A 19,685-nucleotide genomic window follows, 5' to 3' on the forward strand; every position below is an offset into this window, starting at 1 on the left:
ACGATGGAATTAGCCGCTATTTTATTCTGCCTGTTTTTTGCCATGAATATCGGAGCCAGCGGAGCCGCGGCTTCAATGGGAGTCGCTTACGGGTCCGGCGCAGTTAAAAAGAAAACGTATGCGCTGATCATCTGCGCGGCCGGAGTCCTGTCAGGGGCGGTTATCGGCGGCGGTGAAGTCGTTAAGACGATCAGCGGCGGAATCATTCCCGAACAAACCATTTCGCTCACCATTGTCTGCATTATTATCGGATCGGCGGCGCTATCATTATTCACGGCGAATGTGCTCGGCATTCCGCTGTCGACGAGTGAGGTCACTGTCGGGGCGATTGTCGGTGTCGGCGTCGCGTACAAAGTATTGTTTTTACAGCATCTTTTAGTCATCGTGATTTTTTGGGTGCTCGTACCGTTCGTCGCGTTCTGTTTCACGTTTCTCGTCTCGAAGGTATTCAGTTCTCTGAATATTCGAGTCATTTCGAGTCGGAAACAGAAGATTTTAGGGATTGTGCTGCTGATTGCGGGGTTTTGGGAAGCTTTTTCAGCCGGAATGAACAATGTCGCAAATGCGGTGGGCCCTTTGGTTGCTGCGGGCGTGCTCAGCGTGTCCAAAGGAACGCTGTACGGAGGCATCTTTGTCGCTCTCGGCGCTCTGCTTTTAGGACGTAAAGTGCTTGAAACCAACGGGAAAAAGATTACGAGATTTTCAGCCGGAGAAGGCATACTGCTTTCAGGAACCGGCGCGGGGCTTGTCATTATCAGTTCCGTCTTCGGTCTGCCGGTCCCATTGGCGCAAGTCACATCATCATCAATTATCGGTATCGGAATGGCCAAAAACGGGCCGAACGTTTTTCATAAAGAAGTCGTGAAAACGATGCTCAAAGTATGGGTCGTTTCACCGTTTTTGTCACTGTCGATTTCGTATTTGCTTGTCTCCCTGCTGTTAAAAGGAGATTACTATTCCATCTTTATGATGGCCAGCGTGCTTTTGGCAGCTGGCGGAGCCGCCAGTCTGATGAAAGCCATCCGAAAAGAGAAACGCTCTGTCCATGAACAAGGCGGAGGCATTTAACTATTAATCTGAGTTTATTTATCTGTTAACTGGGAGGAATCATGTATTATGAGTTTAGCACCGCACGGAGGAACATTAATTAATCGGGTAAATGAGCAGTATGATTTTACATCCGTCCAAAAAGAAATTGAGCTTGATTTGATTTCGTTCGCTGATTTAGAGCTGATCGGGATCGGGGGGTACAGCCCGATTGAAGGATTTTTCACAGAAAAAGATTACGTGTCAGTCGTTGAAAATATGCGTCTGGCATCCGGGGTTGTCTGGTCCCTGCCGATCACGCTTCCGGTCGATTCAGAAAAAGCGGCTGAGCTTGCCGTCGGCGACACGGTGAAACTGACTTACGGCGGAGAAACATACGGCGTAGTCGACATCGAAGATATTTATACGCCGGATAAACAAAAAGAAGCCGTTCACGTATATAAAACCGATGATGCCGCGCATCCGGGCGTGAAAAAATTATTTTCACGCGGCGATACGTATGTCGGCGGGCCGATCACATTAGTTAAAAAAGCGTCAAAGCAGTTTCCCGAGTTTACATTTGAACCTGCCGATACAAGACGAAGCTTCGAAGAAAAGGGCTGGAAAACCATTGTCGGTTTCCAAACGAGAAATCCGGTCCACCGCGCCCACGAATATATCCAAAAAACCGCGCTTGAGACGGTTGACGGCCTGTTTTTGAACCCGCTCGTCGGTGAAACAAAATCAGATGACATTCCGGCGGATGTCAGAATGGAAAGCTACCAGGTGCTGCTCGATCATTATTATCCGAAAGACCGCGTGTTCCTCGGCGTATTTTTGGCGGCTATGCGGTATGCGGGGCCGAGAGAAGCCATTTTCCACGCGCTTGTCCGCAAAAACTACGGCTGCACGCATTTTATCGTCGGCCGCGATCATGCCGGCGTCGGTGATTACTACGGCACATATGAAGCGCAAGAGCTGTTTGATCAATTTACAGCGGATGAACTCGGGATTACACCGATGAAATTCGAGCACAGCTTCTTCTGCCAGAAATGCGGCAACATGGGAACGGCCAAAACATGCCCGCATGACAGAGAAGACCACGTCATTCTGTCAGGAACAAAGGTCAGAGAAATGCTGCGAAGCGGCGTCATGCCGCCGGCGGAATTCAGCCGTCCTGAAGTTGTCGAGGTGTTGATTAAAGGGCTGAAAACGAAAGAAGAAGCAGGCGTTTCTTAAGGAGGAAAATAGAGTGACAAATCGTGATATCGTGTGGCATGAAGCCTCAATAACGAAAGAAGAATACCAGCAGAAAAACAAGCATAAAAGCTCTATCCTCTGGCTGACGGGCTTAAGCGGTTCAGGGAAATCCACGATTGCAAACGCCGCAGCGCGCGAGCTGTTTGAACAAGGCTATCAAGTCATCGTGCTTGATGGTGATAACATCCGCCACGGCTTAAACAAGGACTTGGGTTTTTCCGATGATGACCGCAAGGAAAATATACGCCGCATCGGGGAAGTGGCGAAGCTTTTCGTTCAGCAGGGAACCATCGTCATCACGGCTTTTATTTCTCCGTTCCGTGAGGACAGAGATCAGGTGAGAGAGCTTGTGGCAGAGGGCGAATTTAATGAAATCTATGTTAAATGCGACCTCGATATATGTGAAAAGCGCGATCCGAAAGGTTTATATAAAAAAGCAAGAAATGGTGAAATTCCGTTCTTTACGGGGATCGACTCACCGTATGAAGAGCCGAAAGCGCCTGAGCTCGTACTTGATTCAGGCAAATGTGAACGCGAAGAATGCACCGGAAGACTGGTTGACTTTGTGAAAAACAGCTTAGCATAATAGGTCCAAAAAGGCCGCGCAATCAGCCGGATATCCCCCGCAATGGCGGGATATGGTAAAATAGCTGAAGTGCGGCCTCGCGGCTGTTCTGGGAAGATTTCAAAACGGATCGGGGAGACATGCTATGGGGAAAGTATTTATCGTTGGAGCCGGTCCGGGAGATCCGGACTTATTAACGGTGAAGGCAATGAAAGCCATACAGAAAGCGGACGTTATATTATATGACAGATTGGTAAGCAAAGAGATTTTACAGTATGCCGGAGAAGAGGCGGATCTGATTTACTGCGGCAAGCTCCCGGATTTTCACATTATGAAACAGGATACGATCAACCGTTTCCTTGTGAAGTATGCGAAAAAGGGGAAAACCGTTGTAAGGCTCAAGGGGGGCGACCCGTTTGTTTTCGGCCGCGGAGGCGAAGAAGCGGAGGCTCTCGCGCAAAACGCCATTCCGTTTGAGATCGTTCCCGGCATTACATCAGGAATCGCGGCTGCTGCTTATGCCGGCATTCCCGTGACACACAGAGAGGCGAGCTCCAATGTCGCATTCGTTACGGGGCATTATAAACAAGAAGACGACTTTGAAGAAAAATGGAAAGCGCTGGCGACGGGCATTGATACGCTGGTGATTTATATGGGAATTAAAAATATTCGGCAGATTGAAAGAATGCTGCTGGAAAACGGCAGAGACGCCGGCACCCCGGCAGCCTTTATTCATTGGGGAACGACGGACAGGCAAAAAACAGTCGTCTGCACCGTCGGCACGCTTTCAGACACCGTGATAAAAGAAGAAATCAAAAACCCGAGCTTAATTGTTATCGGTGATGTCGTCAATTATCACTGCAAACTGGACTGGTATGCATCTGATCAGAAAAATCTGGATTTGAGCGAGGCGTTGTAAATGAAGCAGGCGATTTTATACATCGGGCACGGAAGCAGGCTGAAAAAAGCGCAGACAGAGTCGGCGGCGTTTTTAAAAGGGTGCATGCCGCACGCTGACGCTCCCATTCAGGAAATTTGTTTTTTAGAACTGCAGGAACCGTCTATTGAATCGGGATTTGAAGCATGTGTCAGACAAGGCGCCACTCATATTGCGGCCGTGCCTTTGCTGCTGTTGACCGCTGCCCACGCAAAACATGACATTCCGGCTGAAATCGCCCGTGCGGCGGCCCTGCATCCCGATATAAAAGTGACATATGGTGTTCCGATCGGAGTGGACGATGAAGTCGTAAAAGCGGTGCATCATCGCATTGAAGATACCGGAGTGCCCATTGAGCAGGCGAAAGTGGTGCTGATCGGAAGAGGAAGCACAGATCCGGCAGTTAAAAACGCAGTCGGTGAGATTGCCGGAAAACTTGAGGCGATTACACCTGTTAAAGAAGTCATCCCTTGTTTTTTAACAGCATGTGACCCGCACTATAAAGAAGTGTTTGCCGGCCTTGAAGAGGATGACGGAGCACCCGTTTTTATCGTTCCATATCTTCTGTTTACCGGACTTTTAATGACTGAGATTGAACGGGAAGTTCAAAAGCTTCAAACGATCAATCAAAATGTTCATCTCGCTTCATACTTAGGTTTTCACCCTCATATTAAGCAGGCGTTTTTGAACCGTGTGTCAGAAGCTGTTCGAAACCCCGGCGGTCAGTTTGATTTTAAGGGGGGACAGTATGCTGCCTCTGCACATTAATTTAAGCGGAAAAAGAATTATCATCGCGGGCGGAGGCAATGTTGCCTTAAGAAGGCTCAAAACGGTGCTTCCGGAAGGCGCGGATATTACTGTAATCAGTCCCGATGCCCTGCCTGAAATTAAACAGCTGGCGGATGAAGGACGTATCCGCTGGGTTTCCCGTAAAATTGAAATGAAAGATCTCGCGCCCGCTTTTTTCATCATTGCCGCGACAAATGACCGCAGCGTGAATCAGGAGATAGCCGCGAGCGCTTCTGAAACGCAGCTGGTCAATTGTGTAAGCGATGCTGAACAGGGCAGCGTGTATATGCCGAAGATCATCTGCAAAGGGCGCATTCAAGTATCCGTATCAACAAGCGGCGCAAGCCCGGCACATACGAAAAGACTGGCTGAGGACATAGAGCCTCTCATTACTGCTGATTTGACTGAAGAAGTGGATCGATTATTTGAGAAAAGAAGAAGACCATAAAAAACACCTTGTCTGTCATCAGGCAGGGTGTTTTTTATACTGTCCTGACAGTCCCCGAATGTGAACAATTCAAAACGAAAGCGGGCAGTTTGAACGGTATATGCCGACAAGCGGTCAGGATTGCGAAGTGATGCGGAATATGTATCTGATCCCAATGCCGCCTGGATTCCGCCCGCATACAAAGGAAAGGTCAGAGACCCGCCCGGATGTGCTCAGGTGCGGCGAGGGAAGTTGACAGCATCCGCCGCCAAATCAGGTGTGACCGCTTTAATCACAGGCGGCCCCGGCGGATCAGGCAGACATGACGGGAAACTGATCAGATACTGTAAAGATCGGTTCTGACGGCTGGGAGAGTTTCGTCTCCGTAATAAAAAACACCTCCAAGCTGAGTGCGGGTTTCAGCTTGGAGGTGCGTTTATTTTTTCAGCCGTATGACAAGGTCGGCATCAGGTGTGACAAATACGGTATGCTGGCTGTCATAGGTGACAAATCCGGGCTTTGCGCCGTTTGGCTTTTTCACGTGTCTGATTTTTGTATAATCAACCGGAACAGAGCCGGAATCTTTCGCTTTGGAAAAATAAGCGGCGATCGCAGCCGCCTCCAGTATGGATTGTTCATCCGGATCGCTGCTTTTAATCACAACGTGGGAACCCGGAATGTCTTTCGTGTGGAACCATAAATCATCCCTTGCGGCAGCTTTTGTCGTTAAGTACTCATTTTGTTTATTGTTTTTGCCGACAAGAATCGTCAATCCCCGTGAAGATTCATATTGCTCCAAAACAGGAACGTGCTGCTTCTGTTTTTTCTGTCCTCGCTGCTGTTTCGGTCGCAGATATTTGCCTTCCACAAGCTCTTCCCTTATTTCGTGAATATCCTTTGTGGACGCGGAGGAGAGCTGCTGGATCAGCTGATCGAAATAAGCGATTTCCTCCTCGGCCAGACGGATCTGTTCTTTTACCACCTCGACGGAATTCTTCGCCTTTTGATACTTTGTAAAATACATCTGCGCGTTTTCTGACGGTGTTTTGTTCGGATTTAAAGGGATGGTCACTGTCTTACTTTCTTCATCATAATAATTGATGACTTCCGCTTCTTTGTCACCTTTTTTCAGCATATACAAATTCGCCGTCAGCAGTTCGCCGTATAGCTGGAATTCCTTCGCATTCTCTGAGTAGTCGAGCGTCTTTTCCAGCTTTTTTATCTTATTGGCGTTCTTTTTCCGTTCATTTGCGACAAACCGCTCGAGATCCTGAGCCTGCTGTTTGACGCGGTCGCGTTCCGCCTTGCCGAAATAAAACCGGTCCAACAGCTCACTCAGTGAGTGAAAGGTGCGCTCCTCTCCGTTTACATGTGTGAGGGACAGGAGATAAAAGTATTCCTTTCCGCCGGCTGTCGTAATGTTCGGTGTAAACCTGCAATCTTTCACGGCATGGAACATTTCAATCAGCGTCTTCGGCAGCGTTATTTTGTTAGCGAGACCCGCTCTGTGAACGGCTTCTTTTGCAAACAGAGGAGAAACACCGGAGAAATGTCTGACGATCTGCTGGTCAAGCCGTCCTTCCTGGAAACTGAGATAACGCAAAACGTCTTCTTCATCCGCGGCGAGCGGCGAAATTTTTTCCTGAGCGGGAGGAAGCTTGTAATCATAGCCCGGCAGAACGGTCCGGTAGCTGTTCATCGACGGAGATAAATGCTTCAGCCCGTCGATGATGGCTCCTTCTCCGTCAGTCAGAATAATATTGCTGTGCCGTCCCATAATTTCAACATACAGCGTTCTGACGGTTTCGTCGCCGATTTCATTTCTGCTTTTTATGCGGAATATCATAATCCGGTCTAATCCAGCCTGTTCTATTTTCTCAATAAATCCGCCTTCTATATGCTTTCTGAGCAGCATACAAAACATCGGCGGCTCGCTCGGATTTTCATAAGCCTGATTCGTCGTGTGCACCCGTGAATAGCTCGGATGCGCCGATAATAATAATTTATGGTTTTTTCCGTTAGCGCGGATATGGAATATCACATCGTGCTTAAAAGGCTGATGGACTCTCGTAATCCGGCCTCCGGTGATCCGGCTGTTTAATTCATGTGTCATTCCGTATGTAAACATGCCATCAAAAGACATATAAAACACCCTTTCCTTCTTCCTGCATTCGATAATTATAGCATGAAAAGGGACGAGTCAGAATAAGCTTGTTTACAGAGTGACATCTCTAAAGCGAGGCAGGGGAGTGGACGAGAAGAATGAAGTTTCATGAAATGGGACAAACCGATTTGCTGAAAGCAACAAATACGTCCATTAAACAGGGGTTGACCGAAAAAGAGGTGAAAAAACGCCTTGAAAAGCACGGACCGAACGAGCTTCAGGAGGGCAAGAGGACACCGGCGATCGCCGTGTTTTTCGCCCAATTTAAAGATTTTATGGTGCTCGTGCTGCTGGCGGCAACCTTAATATCCGGGTTTTTAGGCGAATATGTAGATGCCGTAGCGATTATGGCGATTGTATTTGTCAATGGGGTTCTCGGTTTTTTTCAAGAGCGGCGTGCGGAAAAGTCTTTACATGCATTAAAAGAGCTGTCAACGCCGTATGTGTCAGCGTTGCGGGACGGGAGCTGGAAGAAAATTCAGTCCAAGGAGCTCGTTCCCGGCGATATCATGAAATTTTCAAGCGGCGACCGAATTGGCGCGGATGTGCGGATCGTTGAAGCGAAAAGCCTTGAAATTGAGGAATCGGCGCTGACCGGGGAATCAATTCCGGTGGTTAAACAAGCTGATAAACTGAGAAAGCCGGATGTTTCGTTAGGCGACATCAGCAATATGGCGTTTATGGGTACAATCGTAACGCGCGGCAGCGGTGTCGGCGTCGTCGTCGGTACAGGAATGAATACGGCAATGGGGAAAATCGCCGATATGCTGGAATCCGCCGGCAGCCTTTCAACACCGCTGCAGCGAAGACTTGAAGAGCTCGGCAAAATTTTAATTATCGTCGCGCTCCTTTTAACGGTATTGGTCGTTGCAGTCGGCGTCTTACAGGGACATGAGCTTTACAGCATGTTTTTGGCCGGAGTGTCATTGGCCGTCGCCGCGATTCCGGAAGGGCTTCCCGCCATTGTTACGGTGGCATTATCAATCGGCGTCCAGCGCATGATCAAACAAAAATCAATTGTCAGAAAGCTCCCGGCGGTTGAAACATTGGGCTGCGCCTCTGTCATTTGTTCTGATAAAACCGGCACGCTGACACAAAACAAAATGACCGTCACCCATATGTGGTCAGGGGGAAAAACATTTAAAGTGTCAGGCATCGGCTATGAGCCGGAGGGCGTTTTCACCCGAGATGAGCGGGAAATCAAGCCGAAAGATGAAAAGATTCTTGAACAGATGCTGGTTTTCGGCGCGTTGTGCAACACATCCGAAATCGCACTGAAAGACGGCCATTATGTACTCGACGGTGATCCGACAGAAGGAGCGCTGCTGACAGCTGCAAGAAAGGGCGGCTATTCAAACGATTGGCTCAGCGGGCAATACCGCGTGGTTGCCGAGTTTCCGTTTGACTCCGTCCGCAAAATGATGACCGTCATTGTAGAGGATAAGGAAAAAAAGCAGTTCGTCATCACTAAAGGAGCGCCCGATGTGCTGATTGACCGCTCGTCACATCTGATGTACGACGCAAGAAGCGCGCCATTTTCAGGAGAAAAGAAAGCAGAAACGGAAGCGGTTCTGAAAGAGCTGGCGTCGCAAGCTTTGCGTACGATCGCGATTGCTTATAAACCGCTTAAGCCCGGAGAAAAGCCGACAATGGAGCAGGCGGAAAAAAATCTGACGATGCTCGGCTTGTCAGGCATAATTGATCCGCCCCGTCCGGAGGTCAGACAGGCGATTAAAGAATGCCGTGAAGCCGGCATTAAAACGGTTATGATCACAGGGGATCACGTCGAAACGGCAAAGGCCATTGCGAAAGATTTGCGTCTTCTTCCGAAAAAGGGGCGTGTGATGGACGGGAAGACGCTGAATGAGCTTACGGAGAAAGAACTTATCGAAACGGTCGATGATGTCTACGTCTTCGCACGCGTGTCGCCTGAACATAAATTGAAAATCGTCAAAGCGTTCCAGGAAAACGGACACGTCGTCGCCATGACGGGAGACGGGGTTAATGACGCGCCGGCCATAAAGCAGGCAGATATCGGTGTTGCCATGGGCGTGACGGGAACGGATGTGGCAAAGGAAGCCTCTTCTCTCATTCTGGTAGATGATAACTTTGCTACGATTAAATCAGCCATAAAAGAGGGACGGAATATCTATGAAAATATAAGAAAATTCGTCCGGTATTTGCTCGCCTCCAACGTCGGTGAAATTTTAGTGATGCTGTTTGCGATGCTTCTCGCTCTGCCGCTGCCGCTCGTTCCGATTCAGATATTGTGGGTGAACTTAGTCACTGACGGGCTGCCGGCGATGGCCCTCGGTATGGATCAGCCGGAAGGAGATCTGATGAGGCGGAAGCCGCGGCATCCGAAAGAAGGAGTGTTTGCGAGAAAACTGGGCTGGAAAGTCGTATCAAGAGGGTTTTTAATCGGAGCCGCAACCATTTTAGCGTTTATCATCGTCTATCACCGCAATCCTGAAAATCTGCCCTACGCACAGACCGTTGCATTCGCGACTCTTGTCCTGGCTCAGCTTATACACGTGTTTGACTGCCGGAGCGAAACGTCTGTTTTCTCCCGGAATCCGTTTGAAAATATCTATCTGCTCGGGGCCATCATTTCTTCTATCTTCCTGATGGTCATCGTCATCTATTATCCGCCGCTGCAGCCGATTTTCAAAACAGTGCCGATTACGCCGGGCGATTGGATGCTGATTATCGGTATGTCGGGCATACCTACTTTTTTGCTGGCGGGTTCACTTTTGACAAGAAAAAAATAATTCCATATGATATAATCTTAGGGGTAATAGCATGTCTATTGCCCTTTTATTTTGATAACGGGAAAGAATTGGGTGTTTCATATGATACGGAGTATGACAGGCTTCGGCAGCGCAAGCAGCACAAAAGGCGATCTCTCGGCAACCGTTGAATTGAAATCCGTCAATTACCGGTTCAAAGAAGTGAACGCCCGCCTGCCACGGCCTTTGCTATATGTAGAGGATAAGCTGAAACAAACGATATTGCAGCATATACAGCGCGGAAGAGTAGAGCTGTTTCTCACTGTAAACAGTGACGCGCTCATAAAAAGAAGCCTGAACATCGATTGGGAGCTCCTTGATGAATATGTGAGCGCCGCACGCGTCATGAAAGAGCGCTACAGCCTGGCCGCAGAACCCGATGCACTGGAGTTCTTTAAATTTGAACATATTGCGCAGATACACGAAGAACAGATGCGTGATGACAAGCTTGAAGAAGTCATCAGGGAAGCCGCTGAGCTGGCTGTAAAGGAACTTTGTGACATGAGGGAAAAAGAAGGACGGCTTTTGGCGGAAGACTGCTTTCTGCACATTGAGCGGCTTGAGACGCTGTCCGAACAGGTGAAAGAGCGCGCTTCGGCCGTTGTTATTCAATACCGCGAGCGTCTTTACGCCCGAATGAAGGAATGGACGGAGGATGCGCTCGACGAAAGCAGGCTGATCACGGAATGCGCCATTTTCGCCGACCGTTCTGATATCACGGAAGAAATTACCAGATTGAAGAGCCATTTTGTTCAATTCCGTGATATATTAAAAGAAGGCGGGGCAGTCGGCCGCAAACTTGATTTCCTTGTTCAGGAGCTTAACCGGGAAGCGAACACGATCGGCTCAAAAGCCAATGATCATCAAATCACAAAGCTTGTCGTTGAAATGAAAAGTTCTATTGAAAAATTGAAGGAACAAGTGCAAAATATAGAATAGCGACTGTGCGTATTGTTTACAGACGGTCTCTTCAGGTTACACTAGAGACGTCTATTTTACAGGGGGAACGTAGAAGATGACGATTAAACTGATTAATATCGGATTTGGCAATATCATCTCCGCCAATCGGATGATTTCGATTGTCAGCCCGGAGTCTGCGCCAATAAAGCGAATGATCCAGGATGCAAGAGACCGCGGAATGCTAATAGACGCTACATACGGACGAAGAACCCGTGCAGTTGTCGTCATGGATAGTGATCACATTATCTTATCTGCCGTCCAGCCTGAGACAGTTGCACACAGACTTTCTGTGAAAGAAGAAATTATGGATGAAGGGCAGGGGTAATTGCCGCATGAAAGAAAGAGGGTTATTAATCGTTCTCTCAGGTCCCTCCGGAGTTGGAAAAGGAACGGTTCGGCAAGCAATATTTTCACAACAGGACACGAAATTTGAATACTCAATTTCAGTCACGACGAGAAACCCGAGAGAGGGCGAGGTCGACGGCGTCGATTATTTCTTTAAATCCAGAGAAGAATTCGAACGCATGATTGAAAACAACAAACTGCTTGAGTGGGCAGAATATGTCGGCAACTATTACGGAACGCCCGTTGATTATGTCGAACAGACGCTTCAAGAAGGAAAAGACGTCTTCTTAGAGATTGAAGTGCAGGGCGCGCTCCAAGTGCGGAATGCATTTCCGGAAGGCCTGTTTATCTTCTTAGCGCCGCCGAGTCTTTCTGAGCTGAAAAACAGAATCGTGACAAGAGGGACTGAAACCGACGATTTAATCGAAAACAGAATGAATGCCGCAAAAGCTGAAATCGAAATGATGGACGCGTATGATTATGTCGTTGAAAACGACGATATCCAAACGGCTTGTGATAAGATTAACGCAATCGTTCTCGCCGAGCACTTAAAACGTGAACGCGTCGCTCCGAGATATAAGAAAATGCTGGAGGTAGAATAACTTATGTTAGATCCGTCAATTGACTCTTTAATGAATAAATTAGATTCTAAATATACGCTGGTGACTGTGTCTGCAAGACGCGCGCGTGAAATGCAGATCAAAAAGGACCAGCAGATTGAACATACCATTTCTCACAAATATGTAGGCAAAGCTTTAGAAGAAATTGACGCGGGCCTGCTTTCGTTTGAAAGAGAAGACAGCGAATAACAAGCACACGTAGCAACCTATCTCTACATAGGTTGTTATTTTTTTCCGTTTGGGATTTGTCCAATGCTTTCATAAAGGGGAGAAGACTTCATGAAAAACCGAAACATTTTGCTATGCGTAAGCGGGGGAATTGCCGTTTATAAAGCTTCCGCACTCACGAGCAAGCTGGTTCAGGCCGGCGCAAACGTCAAAGTGATTATGACTGAGTCCGCGCGTGAGTTTGTTTCTCCGCTGACATTTCAGGCGCTGAGCCGGAATGAAGTGTATACAGATACATTTAATGAACAGAATCCGAAGGTGATTTCTCATATTGATGCCGCTGACTGGGCGGATTTAATTATTGTCGCGCCCGCTACGGCAAATATCATCGGCAAGCTTGCCAACGGAATTGCTGATGATATGCTCACAACGACGGTGCTGGCGGCTGAGGCCCCGGTCTGGGTGGCGCCTGCGATGAATGTCCATATGTATGATCATCCGGCGGTGAAACGGAACATCTCTGTGCTTTATCAGGACGGGGTCCGCTTTATCGAGCCGAGTGAAGGCTATTTGGCATGCGGATATGTCGGCAAAGGAAGGCTGGAGGAGCCGGAGCTTATTGTTGAGCGTGTCAGAGAGCATTTTAAGGAGCCTGAAGACGATGCGCCGCTGAAAGGAAAACATATTGTCATTACGGCCGGTCCGACGCGCGAAGCCGTGGACCCTGTCCGCTTCTTCACAAATAAATCCACCGGCAAAATGGGCTACGCCGCTGCTGAAGCCGCCGTCCGTCTCGGGGCGCGGGTGACGCTGATTTCAGGCCCGGTGTCAATAGAGCCGCCAGTCGGGCTGTATCAGTTTCTTCCTGTGCAATCGGCAGCTGATATGAGAGAAGCCGTGCTTTCTGTGTTTGATTCATGCGACATGGTGATTAAGACGGCGGCCGTGGCCGATTTTACGCCGGCGGCTGTTTCTGATCACAAAATGAAGAAGAAAGACGGTTCGCTCGTGATCGAATTCAACCGTACGGCAGACATACTGAAAGAACTCGGCGAACGGAAAACACACCAGCTGCTGGTCGGATTTGCGGCTGAAACGCAAGACGTCGAACGCTATGCGCGCAGAAAACTCGAACAGAAAAACCTTGATATGATCGTTGCGAATGATGTGAAAGCAGAAGGGGCCGGATTTGGCACGGATACGAATGTCGTCACCTTCTATTTCCGGGACGGAAGAAAACGGGAGCTTGCGCTTATGTCTAAACTTGACGTTTCCTTTGAAATGCTGAAGGAAATGACTGCTTTGAAAGCCGAGGACCGAAAACCCGTATGAATGTAGCAGAAGTCATTGTCGATGTCAGCTCCAAAAACATTGACAGACCCTTTGATTACAAAATTCCCGATCATTTAAAAGGGATGATCGAAGTCGGCATGCGGGTGATTGTCCCGTTTGGCCCGCGCAAGCTTCAAGGATTTGTGACCGGTTTGAAAGATTCGTCTGAATTAAACGGCGGCTCAATGAAGGAAGTCGAGAAGCTTCTTGATTTGACGCCCGTTCTGACTGAGGAACTGATGCAGCTGTCTTCATGGCTTTCTGACAAAACGCTGTCGTTTAAAATCACGGCGCTTCAGGCAATGCTGCCCGCCGCACTGAAGGCGAAGTACGAGAAAGAGCTGAAAGTCGTTGACGAAGAAGCGCTGACACCGGACATCAAACAGCTTTTCAGGAATCAAAAAAGTCTTCTGTACTCGGATATTACCGATGAAAGCATTCTTTCGTCACTTCAAAAATTCGTGCGCAAAGGAAGCATTGATGTCACATATAAAGTCGCCCAAAAAACGAATAAAAAATTGATCCGCATGATCGAAGCGGGGGCGGACAAAGAAGAACTCGCCCGGCACGCAGATTCATTGACAAAGCAGGCTTCTAAACAGCTCGCCGTGCTTACTTATTTTATCGGCGGGGGAGCAAAGATTTCCGCGGCCGAGCTTTGCAAAAAGACCGATTCCAGTTCCGCGACGCTGAAAACACTTCTTAAAAAGGGTCTTCTTACGGAAAGCTTTGAGGAGGTTTACCGCGATCCTTATCAGGACAGAATGTTCAAAAAAACAGAGCCGCTCTCTCTTACAGAAGAGCAGCAGGCTGCTTTTGAGCCGATTAAACAAGCTGTAGCCGATCATGTCCATCACGTCTTTCTGCTTCACGGCGTCACGGGAAGCGGCAAAACGGAAATTTACCTGCAATCCATTGAAAAAGTGCTGGCAAAAGGACAAGAAGCCATCGTGCTCGTTCCGGAAATCTCGTTGACACCGCAAATGGTCAACCGTTTTAAAGGCCGCTTCGGCTCACAGGTTGCGGTCATGCACAGCGGATTATCCACAGGTGAAAAATACGATGAATGGCGGAAGATTCAGCGCAAGGAAGTCCGGCTTGTCGTCGGAGCCAGATCGGCCATCTTTGCCCCGTTTGAAAATCTCGGCATGATCATTATTGATGAAGAGCACGAATCTTCCTATAAGCAGGAGGAAATGCCGCGGTATCATGCAAAGGACGTAGCCATCCGCCGGGCCGAGCATCACAGCTGTCCGGTCGTCCTCGGGAGCGCCACGCCGACATTGGAGTCATTTGCGCGGGCGAAAAAAGGCGTTTATGAGCTGCTTCCATTAAAACATCGCGTAAATCGCCAGCTCATGCCTGACGTTTCTCTCGTTGATATGAGAGAAGAACTGAGAAACGGCAACAGATCAATGTTTTCAAGAGAGCTGATGGAACAGCTGGAAGAGAAGCTTGCAAAAAAAGAGCAGGCCGTCCTTTTTCTGAATAAACGGGGGTATTCCTCGTTTGTGATGTGCCGGGACTGCGGTTATGTGCCGCAATGTCCGCATTGCGACATTTCAATGACTTATCACCGCTACGGACAAAGGCTGAAATGCCATTACTGCGGCCATGAGGAACCTGTCCCGGGAACATGCCCGGAATGCGGCAGCGAACATATCCGCTTTTTCGGCACGGGCACGCAGCGTGTGGAGGAGGAGCTTACCAAAGTGCTGCCTCAGGCGCGCGTGATCAGGATGGATGTGGACACCACTTCAAGAAAAGGCGCCCATGAAAAACTGTTGTCAGCGTTCGGTGAAGGGAAGGCGGATATCCTGCTCGGCACGCAAATGATCGCAAAAGGGCTTGATTTTCCGAACGTGACGCTCGTCGGAGTATTAAGCGCAGATACGACGCTTCACATCCCTGATTTCAGGGCCGCGGAGAAGACATTCCAGCTGCTGACGCAGGTAAGCGGACGGGCCGGGCGGCATGAAAAGCCGGGAACGGTGGTCATTCAAACGTATACACCGTCTCATTACAGCATTCAGCTGACGAAAACGCATGACTATGAAACTTTTTTTCAGCAGGAAATGGCGCACAGACGGGCCCAGTCATACCCGCCTTATTATTACGTGGCGCTGGTGACCGTTTCTCATGAAGAAGCGGCAAAAGCCGCGGTCACCGCAGAAAAGATTACAAACTATTTAAGAGCGTTATGCGGGCCTGATACGAAAATTCTCGGGCCGGCGGCTTCCCCGATCGCCAGGATCAAAGATAGATATCGCTATCAATGCGTGATAAAATACAGACAGGAAAACGAGTTGCAGATTCAGTTGAAAAAGATACTGGAGCACTATAAACGCGACATTGCGCAAAAGCATGTAATGATTTCAATCGATATGAATCCGTACAAGCTGATGTAACATTAGTTTTTGGAGGGCAAAATTTTGGCTGTGAAAAAAATCGTCACACACCCGGCGGAAGTTCTGGAAACACCTGCCGATGAAGTGACAGTGTTTGATAAAAAATTAAAAAAACTGCTTGACGATATGTACGATACGATGCTTGAAATGGATGGCGTCGGCCTTGCCGCGCCGCAAATCGGCATTTTAAAAAGAGCGGCCGTCGTGGACATCGGTGAAGAAAGCGGCCGGATCGACCTTGTAAATCCGGTTATTCTTGAAAAGAGCGGTGAACAGACCGGAGTCGAGGGCTGCTTAAGCTTTCCAGGGGTTTACGGCGATGTCACCCGCCCGGATTACGTAAAGGTAAAAGCCCACGATCGTAAAGGAAAACCGTTTATTTTAGAAGCGGAGGGTTTTTTGGCCAGAGCCGTTCAGCATGAAATGGATCATTTAGACGGCATTTTATTCACATCAAAAATTACGGCTTACTACACTGAAGAAGAACTGGCAGAAATGGAAGGATGATTGGATGACAAGGATCGTTTTTATGGGAACGCCCGACTTTTCAGTTCCCGTCCTGCGCACGCTTATTGAAGACGGGTATGAAGTAGTTGGCGTCGTTACGCAGCCTGACCGCCCGAAAGGCAGAAAAAAAATCATGACGCCCCCTCCTGTAAAGGCTGAAGCTGAACGTCACGGCATTCCCGTGCTTCAGCCCGAAAAAGTAAGGCTCGAAGAAGAAATAGAAAAAGTGCTCAGCCTGAAGCCGGACCTGATTGTTACGGCGGCATTCGGACAGATCCTGCCCAAGCAGCTGCTGGACGGCCCGAAATACGGCTGTATCAACGTACACGCGTCACTATTGCCTGAATTAAGAGGCGGAGCGCCAATACATTATTCGATTCTCCAAGGGAAGAAGAAAACGGGCGTGACGATCATGTATATGGTTGAAAAGCTTGATGCGGGCGATATGATTTCTAAAATCGAAGTGGAAATTGATGAAACGGATAACGTCGGCACGCTGCACGACAAATTAAGCATAGCGGGGGCAAAGCTTTTGTCAGAGACCGTTCCGAACGTCATTTCCGGAAATATAAAACCGATCAAACAGGACGAATCAAAAGCGACTTACGCGCCTAACATTAAGCGTGAGCAGGAGCGGATTGATTGGGCAAAGCCCGGAGAAGAGATTTACAACCAGATCAGAGGTTTAAACCCTTGGCCTGTCGCCTATACAACTTTGAACGGTCAAAACATTAAAGTATGGGCTTCTGAAAAAGTTGCGGCAAAAACTGAAGCTGCGCCCGGAACAGTCATCCGTACGGAGCAAAACGGCATTGTCGTCGCAGCAGGAAACAGCACCGCCCTTTTAATCACAGAGCTGCAGCCGGCGGGAAAAAAACGGATGAAGGGCGAAGATTTTGTAAGAGGCAAAAATGTGCAGCCCGGTGACGTGTTAGGAGAAGCAAATGAAGAAAATTAATGTCCGGGAGCTCGCTCTTGAAGCGCTTGAGAAGCTTGAGCAAAATCAGGCATACAGCAACCTGCTTCTTACATCGGTTATCAAAACGAACACGCTCAGCGATCAGGACAGAGGACTCCTGACAGAGCTTGTCTACGGAACGCTGCAAAATAAAATCGCCTTAGACTATATGCTGAAGCCTTTTATCCGCAAGCCGAATAAGGTCAAACCGTGGGTGATTCAGCTGCTTCGTCTGTCCGCGTATCAAATGGAGTATTTAGAAAAAATACCGGATCGCGCCGCCATTCATGAAGCGGTTGAGATCGCCAAAAAACGCGGGCATAAGGGCATTGCGTCCTTTGTCAACGGCATCCTCCGCTCCCTGCAGCGTGAAGGGGCGCCGTCATTCGCTGAAATTGAAGACCCGGTTCTCCGTCTTTCCACAGAGACAAGCCATCCCGAATGGCTCGTAAAAGAGTGGGTCGCGGCGTACGGCTTTGAGGCAGCTGAAAAGATCTGCCGGATTCATCTCATTCCGCCGAAGCAGACGCTCCGTGTCAATTACATAAAGAGCGACAGGGAAACGGTGCTGAATGAGATGGAGAAAGCCGGTCTGGAAGCGGAAGCCGGAGACCTTTCTCCTGATGCGATTAAGCTTTTAAAAGGAAGCATCGCGAACACGGCATTTTTCCAAAACGGCCGGGTATCCATACAGGATGAAAGCTCTATGCTTGTCGCGCAGGCGCTGGACCCGAAGCCGGGCGAAACCGTTTTAGACGCATGCGCCGCACCGGGCGGAAAGTCGGCTCACATTGCGGAACTGATGGAGAACGAGGGGAGCCTCACATCGCTTGATCTTCACCGCCATAAAGTGAAGCTGATTAAAGAGGGCGCAGAACGGCTCGGGCTTACGATCATTGACGCGCAAACGATGGATGCGCGAAAAGCGGGAGAGGCCTTTGGCGCAGAACGGTTTGACCGTATTCTCGTTGATGCCCCTTGCTCAGGTTTCGGCGTCATCAGAAGAAAACCCGATATGAAATATACGAAGACGCCGGAGGACAGCAGACGGCTGTCAGAAATCCAGCTCGGCATTTTAAGGGAAATCGCCCCATTAGTAAAAAAAGGTGGCACACTCGTATACAGTACGTGTACAATGGACCGGACAGAAAATGAAGAAGTTATGCATGCGTTTATACAAGAACACCCTGAGTTTGAACCCGATTTGTCTCTTGAAAAGCGGCTGCCTGAAAAGGCGAGACCCTTTGTTCAGGATGGAAGCCTTCAAATTCTTCCGCATTATTTCGGAACAGACGGTTTCTTTATTAGCAGCATGAGAAAGAAGGGATAAAAAATGACACAATTAAAAAAGACAAGCGTACGGAAAGAGCTGCGGACTGAGCAGCCGTCCATTTACTCTTTTGAATTAGATGAAATCAAACAGTGGCTGACTGAGAATGGCGAAAAGCCGTTCCGCGCGGCACAGATTTTTGAATGGCTCTATGAAAAGCGGGTTTCTTCATTTGATGAAATGACAAACCTCTCAAAAAGCCTGCGTGAAAAACTCGAGAGCAATTTTGTGCTGACAACGCTGAAAACGGCTGTAAAACAGACATCTCAAGACGGCACGATGAAATTTTTATTTGAGCTTCATGACGGTTATACGATCGAAACAGTTTTAATGAGACACGAGTATGGTAATTCTGTATGTGTAACGACACAGGTCGGCTGCCGGATCGGCTGCACATTTTGCGCGTCAACGCTCGGCGGACTGAAACGGAATCTTGAAGCGGGAGAAATCGTCGCTCAAGTCGTGAAAGTGCAAAAGGCGCTTGATGAAACGGATGAACGCGTCAGCTCAGTCGTCATCATGGGAATCGGAGAGCCGTTTGATAATTTCAATGAAATGCTCGCTTTCTTAAAAATCATTAACCATGATAAAGGGCTGAACATCGGAGCGCGTCATATCACAGTTTCCACCAGCGGAATCATTCCGAAGATTTACGATTTCGCCGATCAAAAAATGCAGATCAATTTCGCGATTTCTCTGCATGCTCCGAATACAGAAATCAGAAGCCGTCTGATGCCGATTAACAAAGCCTATAAGCTTCCTGACCTTATGGAGGCCGTCAAATATTACATCGAGAAAACAGGCAGACGGATCAGCTTTGAATACGGGCTGTTCGGCGGCGTAAATGATCAGGTCGAACATGCAGAAGAGCTTGCAGAACTGTTAAAAGACGTGAAATGCCATGTCAATTTAATTCCGGTAAACTATGTGCCTGAACGGGATTACGTCCGCACACCGAGAGATCAGATTTTCGCATTTGAAAAAACGTTAAAATCCCGCGGTGTAAATGTCACGATCAGAAGAGAGCAAGGCCATGACATTGACGCGGCCTGCGGTCAGCTTCGCGCGAAGGAGCGTCAAGACGAGACGAGGTGAAGAGG

General features: G+C 48.6%; 18 protein-coding genes. 17 read left to right on the forward strand and 1 reads right to left on the reverse strand.

The genetic code is table 11. The features are described 5' to 3' along the window. Positions 1–3: 3 nt before the first annotated feature. From BXO87_RS04150 to BXO87_RS04175, 6 genes are all read left to right on the forward strand, one after another. Positions 4–1,068: an inorganic phosphate transporter gene (locus tag BXO87_RS04150; protein WP_007409737.1), complete on the forward strand. Its 1,065-nt coding sequence runs from the start codon at positions 4–6 to the stop codon at positions 1,066–1,068. Positions 1,069–1,116: 48 nt separating this feature from the next. Then, positions 1,117–2,265, forward strand: coding sequence for a sulfate adenylyltransferase (gene sat / locus BXO87_RS04155; protein ID WP_020955801.1), 1,149 nt, complete (start codon positions 1,117–1,119; stop codon positions 2,263–2,265). Positions 2,266–2,278: 13 nt separating this feature from the next. Further along, entirely contained in the window at positions 2,279–2,872 is a 594-nt protein-coding gene (gene cysC, locus BXO87_RS04160) for an adenylyl-sulfate kinase (RefSeq protein ID WP_007611313.1), read from the forward strand. A 124-nt stretch (positions 2,873–2,996) separates the two neighbouring features. Beyond that, positions 2,997–3,770: a uroporphyrinogen-III C-methyltransferase gene (cobA, locus tag BXO87_RS04165; protein WP_015417441.1), complete on the forward strand. Its 774-nt coding sequence runs from the start codon at positions 2,997–2,999 to the stop codon at positions 3,768–3,770. After that, on the forward strand, positions 3,771–4,556 hold the full coding sequence (locus BXO87_RS04170) for a sirohydrochlorin chelatase (RefSeq protein ID WP_038457957.1): 786 nt from the start codon (positions 3,771–3,773) through the stop codon (positions 4,554–4,556). Next, positions 4,537–5,025, forward strand: a complete 489-nt coding sequence (locus BXO87_RS04175) for a precorrin-2 dehydrogenase/sirohydrochlorin ferrochelatase family protein (RefSeq protein ID WP_038457959.1) — start codon at positions 4,537–4,539, stop codon at positions 5,023–5,025. The genes BXO87_RS04170 and BXO87_RS04175 overlap by 20 nt, the downstream gene beginning before the upstream one ends. A gap of 415 nt (positions 5,026–5,440) precedes the next feature. On the opposite strand, the gene BXO87_RS04185 is transcribed toward BXO87_RS04175, so the two are convergent. Further along, positions 5,441–7,147, reverse strand: a complete 1,707-nt coding sequence (locus BXO87_RS04185; RefSeq protein WP_038460733.1) for an Rqc2 family fibronectin-binding protein — start codon at positions 7,145–7,147, stop codon at positions 5,441–5,443. A gap of 119 nt (positions 7,148–7,266) precedes the next feature. On the opposite strand from BXO87_RS04185, the gene BXO87_RS04190 reads away from it, so the two are divergent. The 11 genes from BXO87_RS04190 to rlmN all read left to right on the forward strand — a co-directional run bounded on the left by BXO87_RS04190 (position 7,267) and on the right by rlmN (position 19,680). Next, complete coding sequence (locus BXO87_RS04190; RefSeq protein ID WP_038457964.1) at positions 7,267–9,939, forward strand: calcium-translocating P-type ATPase, SERCA-type; 2,673 nt, start codon at positions 7,267–7,269, stop codon at positions 9,937–9,939. An 81-nt stretch (positions 9,940–10,020) separates the two neighbouring features. Next, a complete protein-coding gene (locus BXO87_RS04195) occupies positions 10,021–10,896 on the forward strand; it encodes a YicC/YloC family endoribonuclease (RefSeq protein ID WP_061046960.1) in 876 nt (291 codons plus the stop codon). Positions 10,897–10,972: 76 nt separating this feature from the next. After that, positions 10,973–11,242 (forward strand): extracellular matrix/biofilm regulator RemA, encoded by a 270-nt coding sequence (gene remA, locus BXO87_RS04200; RefSeq protein WP_003154355.1) that lies wholly within the window; start codon positions 10,973–10,975, stop codon positions 11,240–11,242. Positions 11,243–11,249: 7 nt separating this feature from the next. Then, positions 11,250–11,864 carry a guanylate kinase gene (gene gmk, locus BXO87_RS04205; protein WP_025851320.1) on the forward strand — a complete coding sequence of 205 codons (615 nt, stop codon included), beginning with the start codon at positions 11,250–11,252 and terminating at the stop codon, positions 11,862–11,864. A 3-nt stretch (positions 11,865–11,867) separates the two neighbouring features. Continuing rightward, the gene (gene rpoZ, locus BXO87_RS04210; protein ID WP_003154346.1) at positions 11,868–12,071 is read left to right on the forward strand and encodes a DNA-directed RNA polymerase subunit omega; all 204 of its coding nucleotides are present in this window, start codon (positions 11,868–11,870) and stop codon (positions 12,069–12,071) included. Positions 12,072–12,161: 90 nt separating this feature from the next. Then, positions 12,162–13,382, forward strand: a complete 1,221-nt coding sequence (coaBC, locus tag BXO87_RS04215; RefSeq protein WP_003154345.1) for a bifunctional phosphopantothenoylcysteine decarboxylase/phosphopantothenate--cysteine ligase CoaBC — start codon at positions 12,162–12,164, stop codon at positions 13,380–13,382. After that, positions 13,379–15,790 (forward strand): primosomal protein N', encoded by a 2,412-nt coding sequence (gene priA / locus BXO87_RS04220; protein ID WP_076851228.1) that lies wholly within the window; start codon positions 13,379–13,381, stop codon positions 15,788–15,790. Before coaBC ends, priA begins: the two co-directional genes overlap by 4 nt. Positions 15,791–15,814: 24 nt before the next feature. Next, positions 15,815–16,297: a peptide deformylase gene (def, locus tag BXO87_RS04225; protein WP_029325903.1), complete on the forward strand. Its 483-nt coding sequence runs from the start codon at positions 15,815–15,817 to the stop codon at positions 16,295–16,297. A 4-nt stretch (positions 16,298–16,301) separates the two neighbouring features. Continuing rightward, positions 16,302–17,255, forward strand: a complete 954-nt coding sequence (gene fmt, locus BXO87_RS04230) for a methionyl-tRNA formyltransferase (protein ID WP_038457972.1) — start codon at positions 16,302–16,304, stop codon at positions 17,253–17,255. Continuing rightward, positions 17,242–18,585, forward strand: a complete 1,344-nt coding sequence (gene rsmB / locus BXO87_RS04235; protein WP_038457974.1) for a 16S rRNA (cytosine(967)-C(5))-methyltransferase RsmB — start codon at positions 17,242–17,244, stop codon at positions 18,583–18,585. Before fmt ends, rsmB begins: the two co-directional genes overlap by 14 nt. 3 nt (positions 18,586–18,588) lie before the next feature. Then, positions 18,589–19,680: a dual-specificity RNA methyltransferase RlmN gene (rlmN, locus tag BXO87_RS04240; RefSeq protein WP_003154339.1), complete on the forward strand. Its 1,092-nt coding sequence runs from the start codon at positions 18,589–18,591 to the stop codon at positions 19,678–19,680. Positions 19,681–19,685 lie beyond the last annotated feature (5 nt).

The organism is Bacillus sp. GZB (assembly GCF_001975995.1).
Classification (GTDB): domain Bacteria; phylum Bacillota; class Bacilli; order Bacillales; family Bacillaceae; genus Bacillus; species Bacillus velezensis.

Excerpts from the sequence above, each read along its gene's own strand:
- rsmB (WP_038457974.1), top strand. The coding sequence starts at position 17,242 with ATGAAGAAAATTAATGTCCGGGAGCTCGCTCTTGAAGCGCTTGAGAAG.
- gmk (WP_025851320.1), top strand. The coding sequence starts at position 11,250 with ATGAAAGAAAGAGGGTTATTAATCGTTCTCTCAGGTCCCTCCGGAGTT.
- priA (WP_076851228.1), top strand. The coding sequence starts at position 13,379 with ATGAATGTAGCAGAAGTCATTGTCGATGTCAGCTCCAAAAACATTGAC.
- rlmN (WP_003154339.1), top strand. The coding sequence starts at position 18,589 with ATGACACAATTAAAAAAGACAAGCGTACGGAAAGAGCTGCGGACTGAG.
- sat (WP_020955801.1), top strand. The coding sequence starts at position 1,117 with ATGAGTTTAGCACCGCACGGAGGAACATTAATTAATCGGGTAAATGAG.
- rpoZ (WP_003154346.1), top strand. The coding sequence starts at position 11,868 with ATGTTAGATCCGTCAATTGACTCTTTAATGAATAAATTAGATTCTAAA.
- BXO87_RS04170 (WP_038457957.1), top strand. The coding sequence starts at position 3,771 with ATGAAGCAGGCGATTTTATACATCGGGCACGGAAGCAGGCTGAAAAAA.
- BXO87_RS04195 (WP_061046960.1), top strand. The coding sequence starts at position 10,021 with ATGATACGGAGTATGACAGGCTTCGGCAGCGCAAGCAGCACAAAAGGC.
- coaBC (WP_003154345.1), top strand. The coding sequence starts at position 12,162 with ATGAAAAACCGAAACATTTTGCTATGCGTAAGCGGGGGAATTGCCGTT.
- remA (WP_003154355.1), top strand. The coding sequence starts at position 10,973 with ATGACGATTAAACTGATTAATATCGGATTTGGCAATATCATCTCCGCC.
- BXO87_RS04190 (WP_038457964.1), top strand. The coding sequence starts at position 7,267 with ATGAAGTTTCATGAAATGGGACAAACCGATTTGCTGAAAGCAACAAAT.
- BXO87_RS04175 (WP_038457959.1), top strand. The coding sequence starts at position 4,537 with ATGCTGCCTCTGCACATTAATTTAAGCGGAAAAAGAATTATCATCGCG.
- BXO87_RS04150 (WP_007409737.1), top strand. The coding sequence starts at position 4 with ATGGAATTAGCCGCTATTTTATTCTGCCTGTTTTTTGCCATGAATATC.
- BXO87_RS04185 (WP_038460733.1), bottom strand. The coding sequence starts at position 7,147 with ATGTCTTTTGATGGCATGTTTACATACGGAATGACACATGAATTAAAC.
- cobA (WP_015417441.1), top strand. The coding sequence starts at position 2,997 with ATGGGGAAAGTATTTATCGTTGGAGCCGGTCCGGGAGATCCGGACTTA.
- fmt (WP_038457972.1), top strand. The coding sequence starts at position 16,302 with ATGACAAGGATCGTTTTTATGGGAACGCCCGACTTTTCAGTTCCCGTC.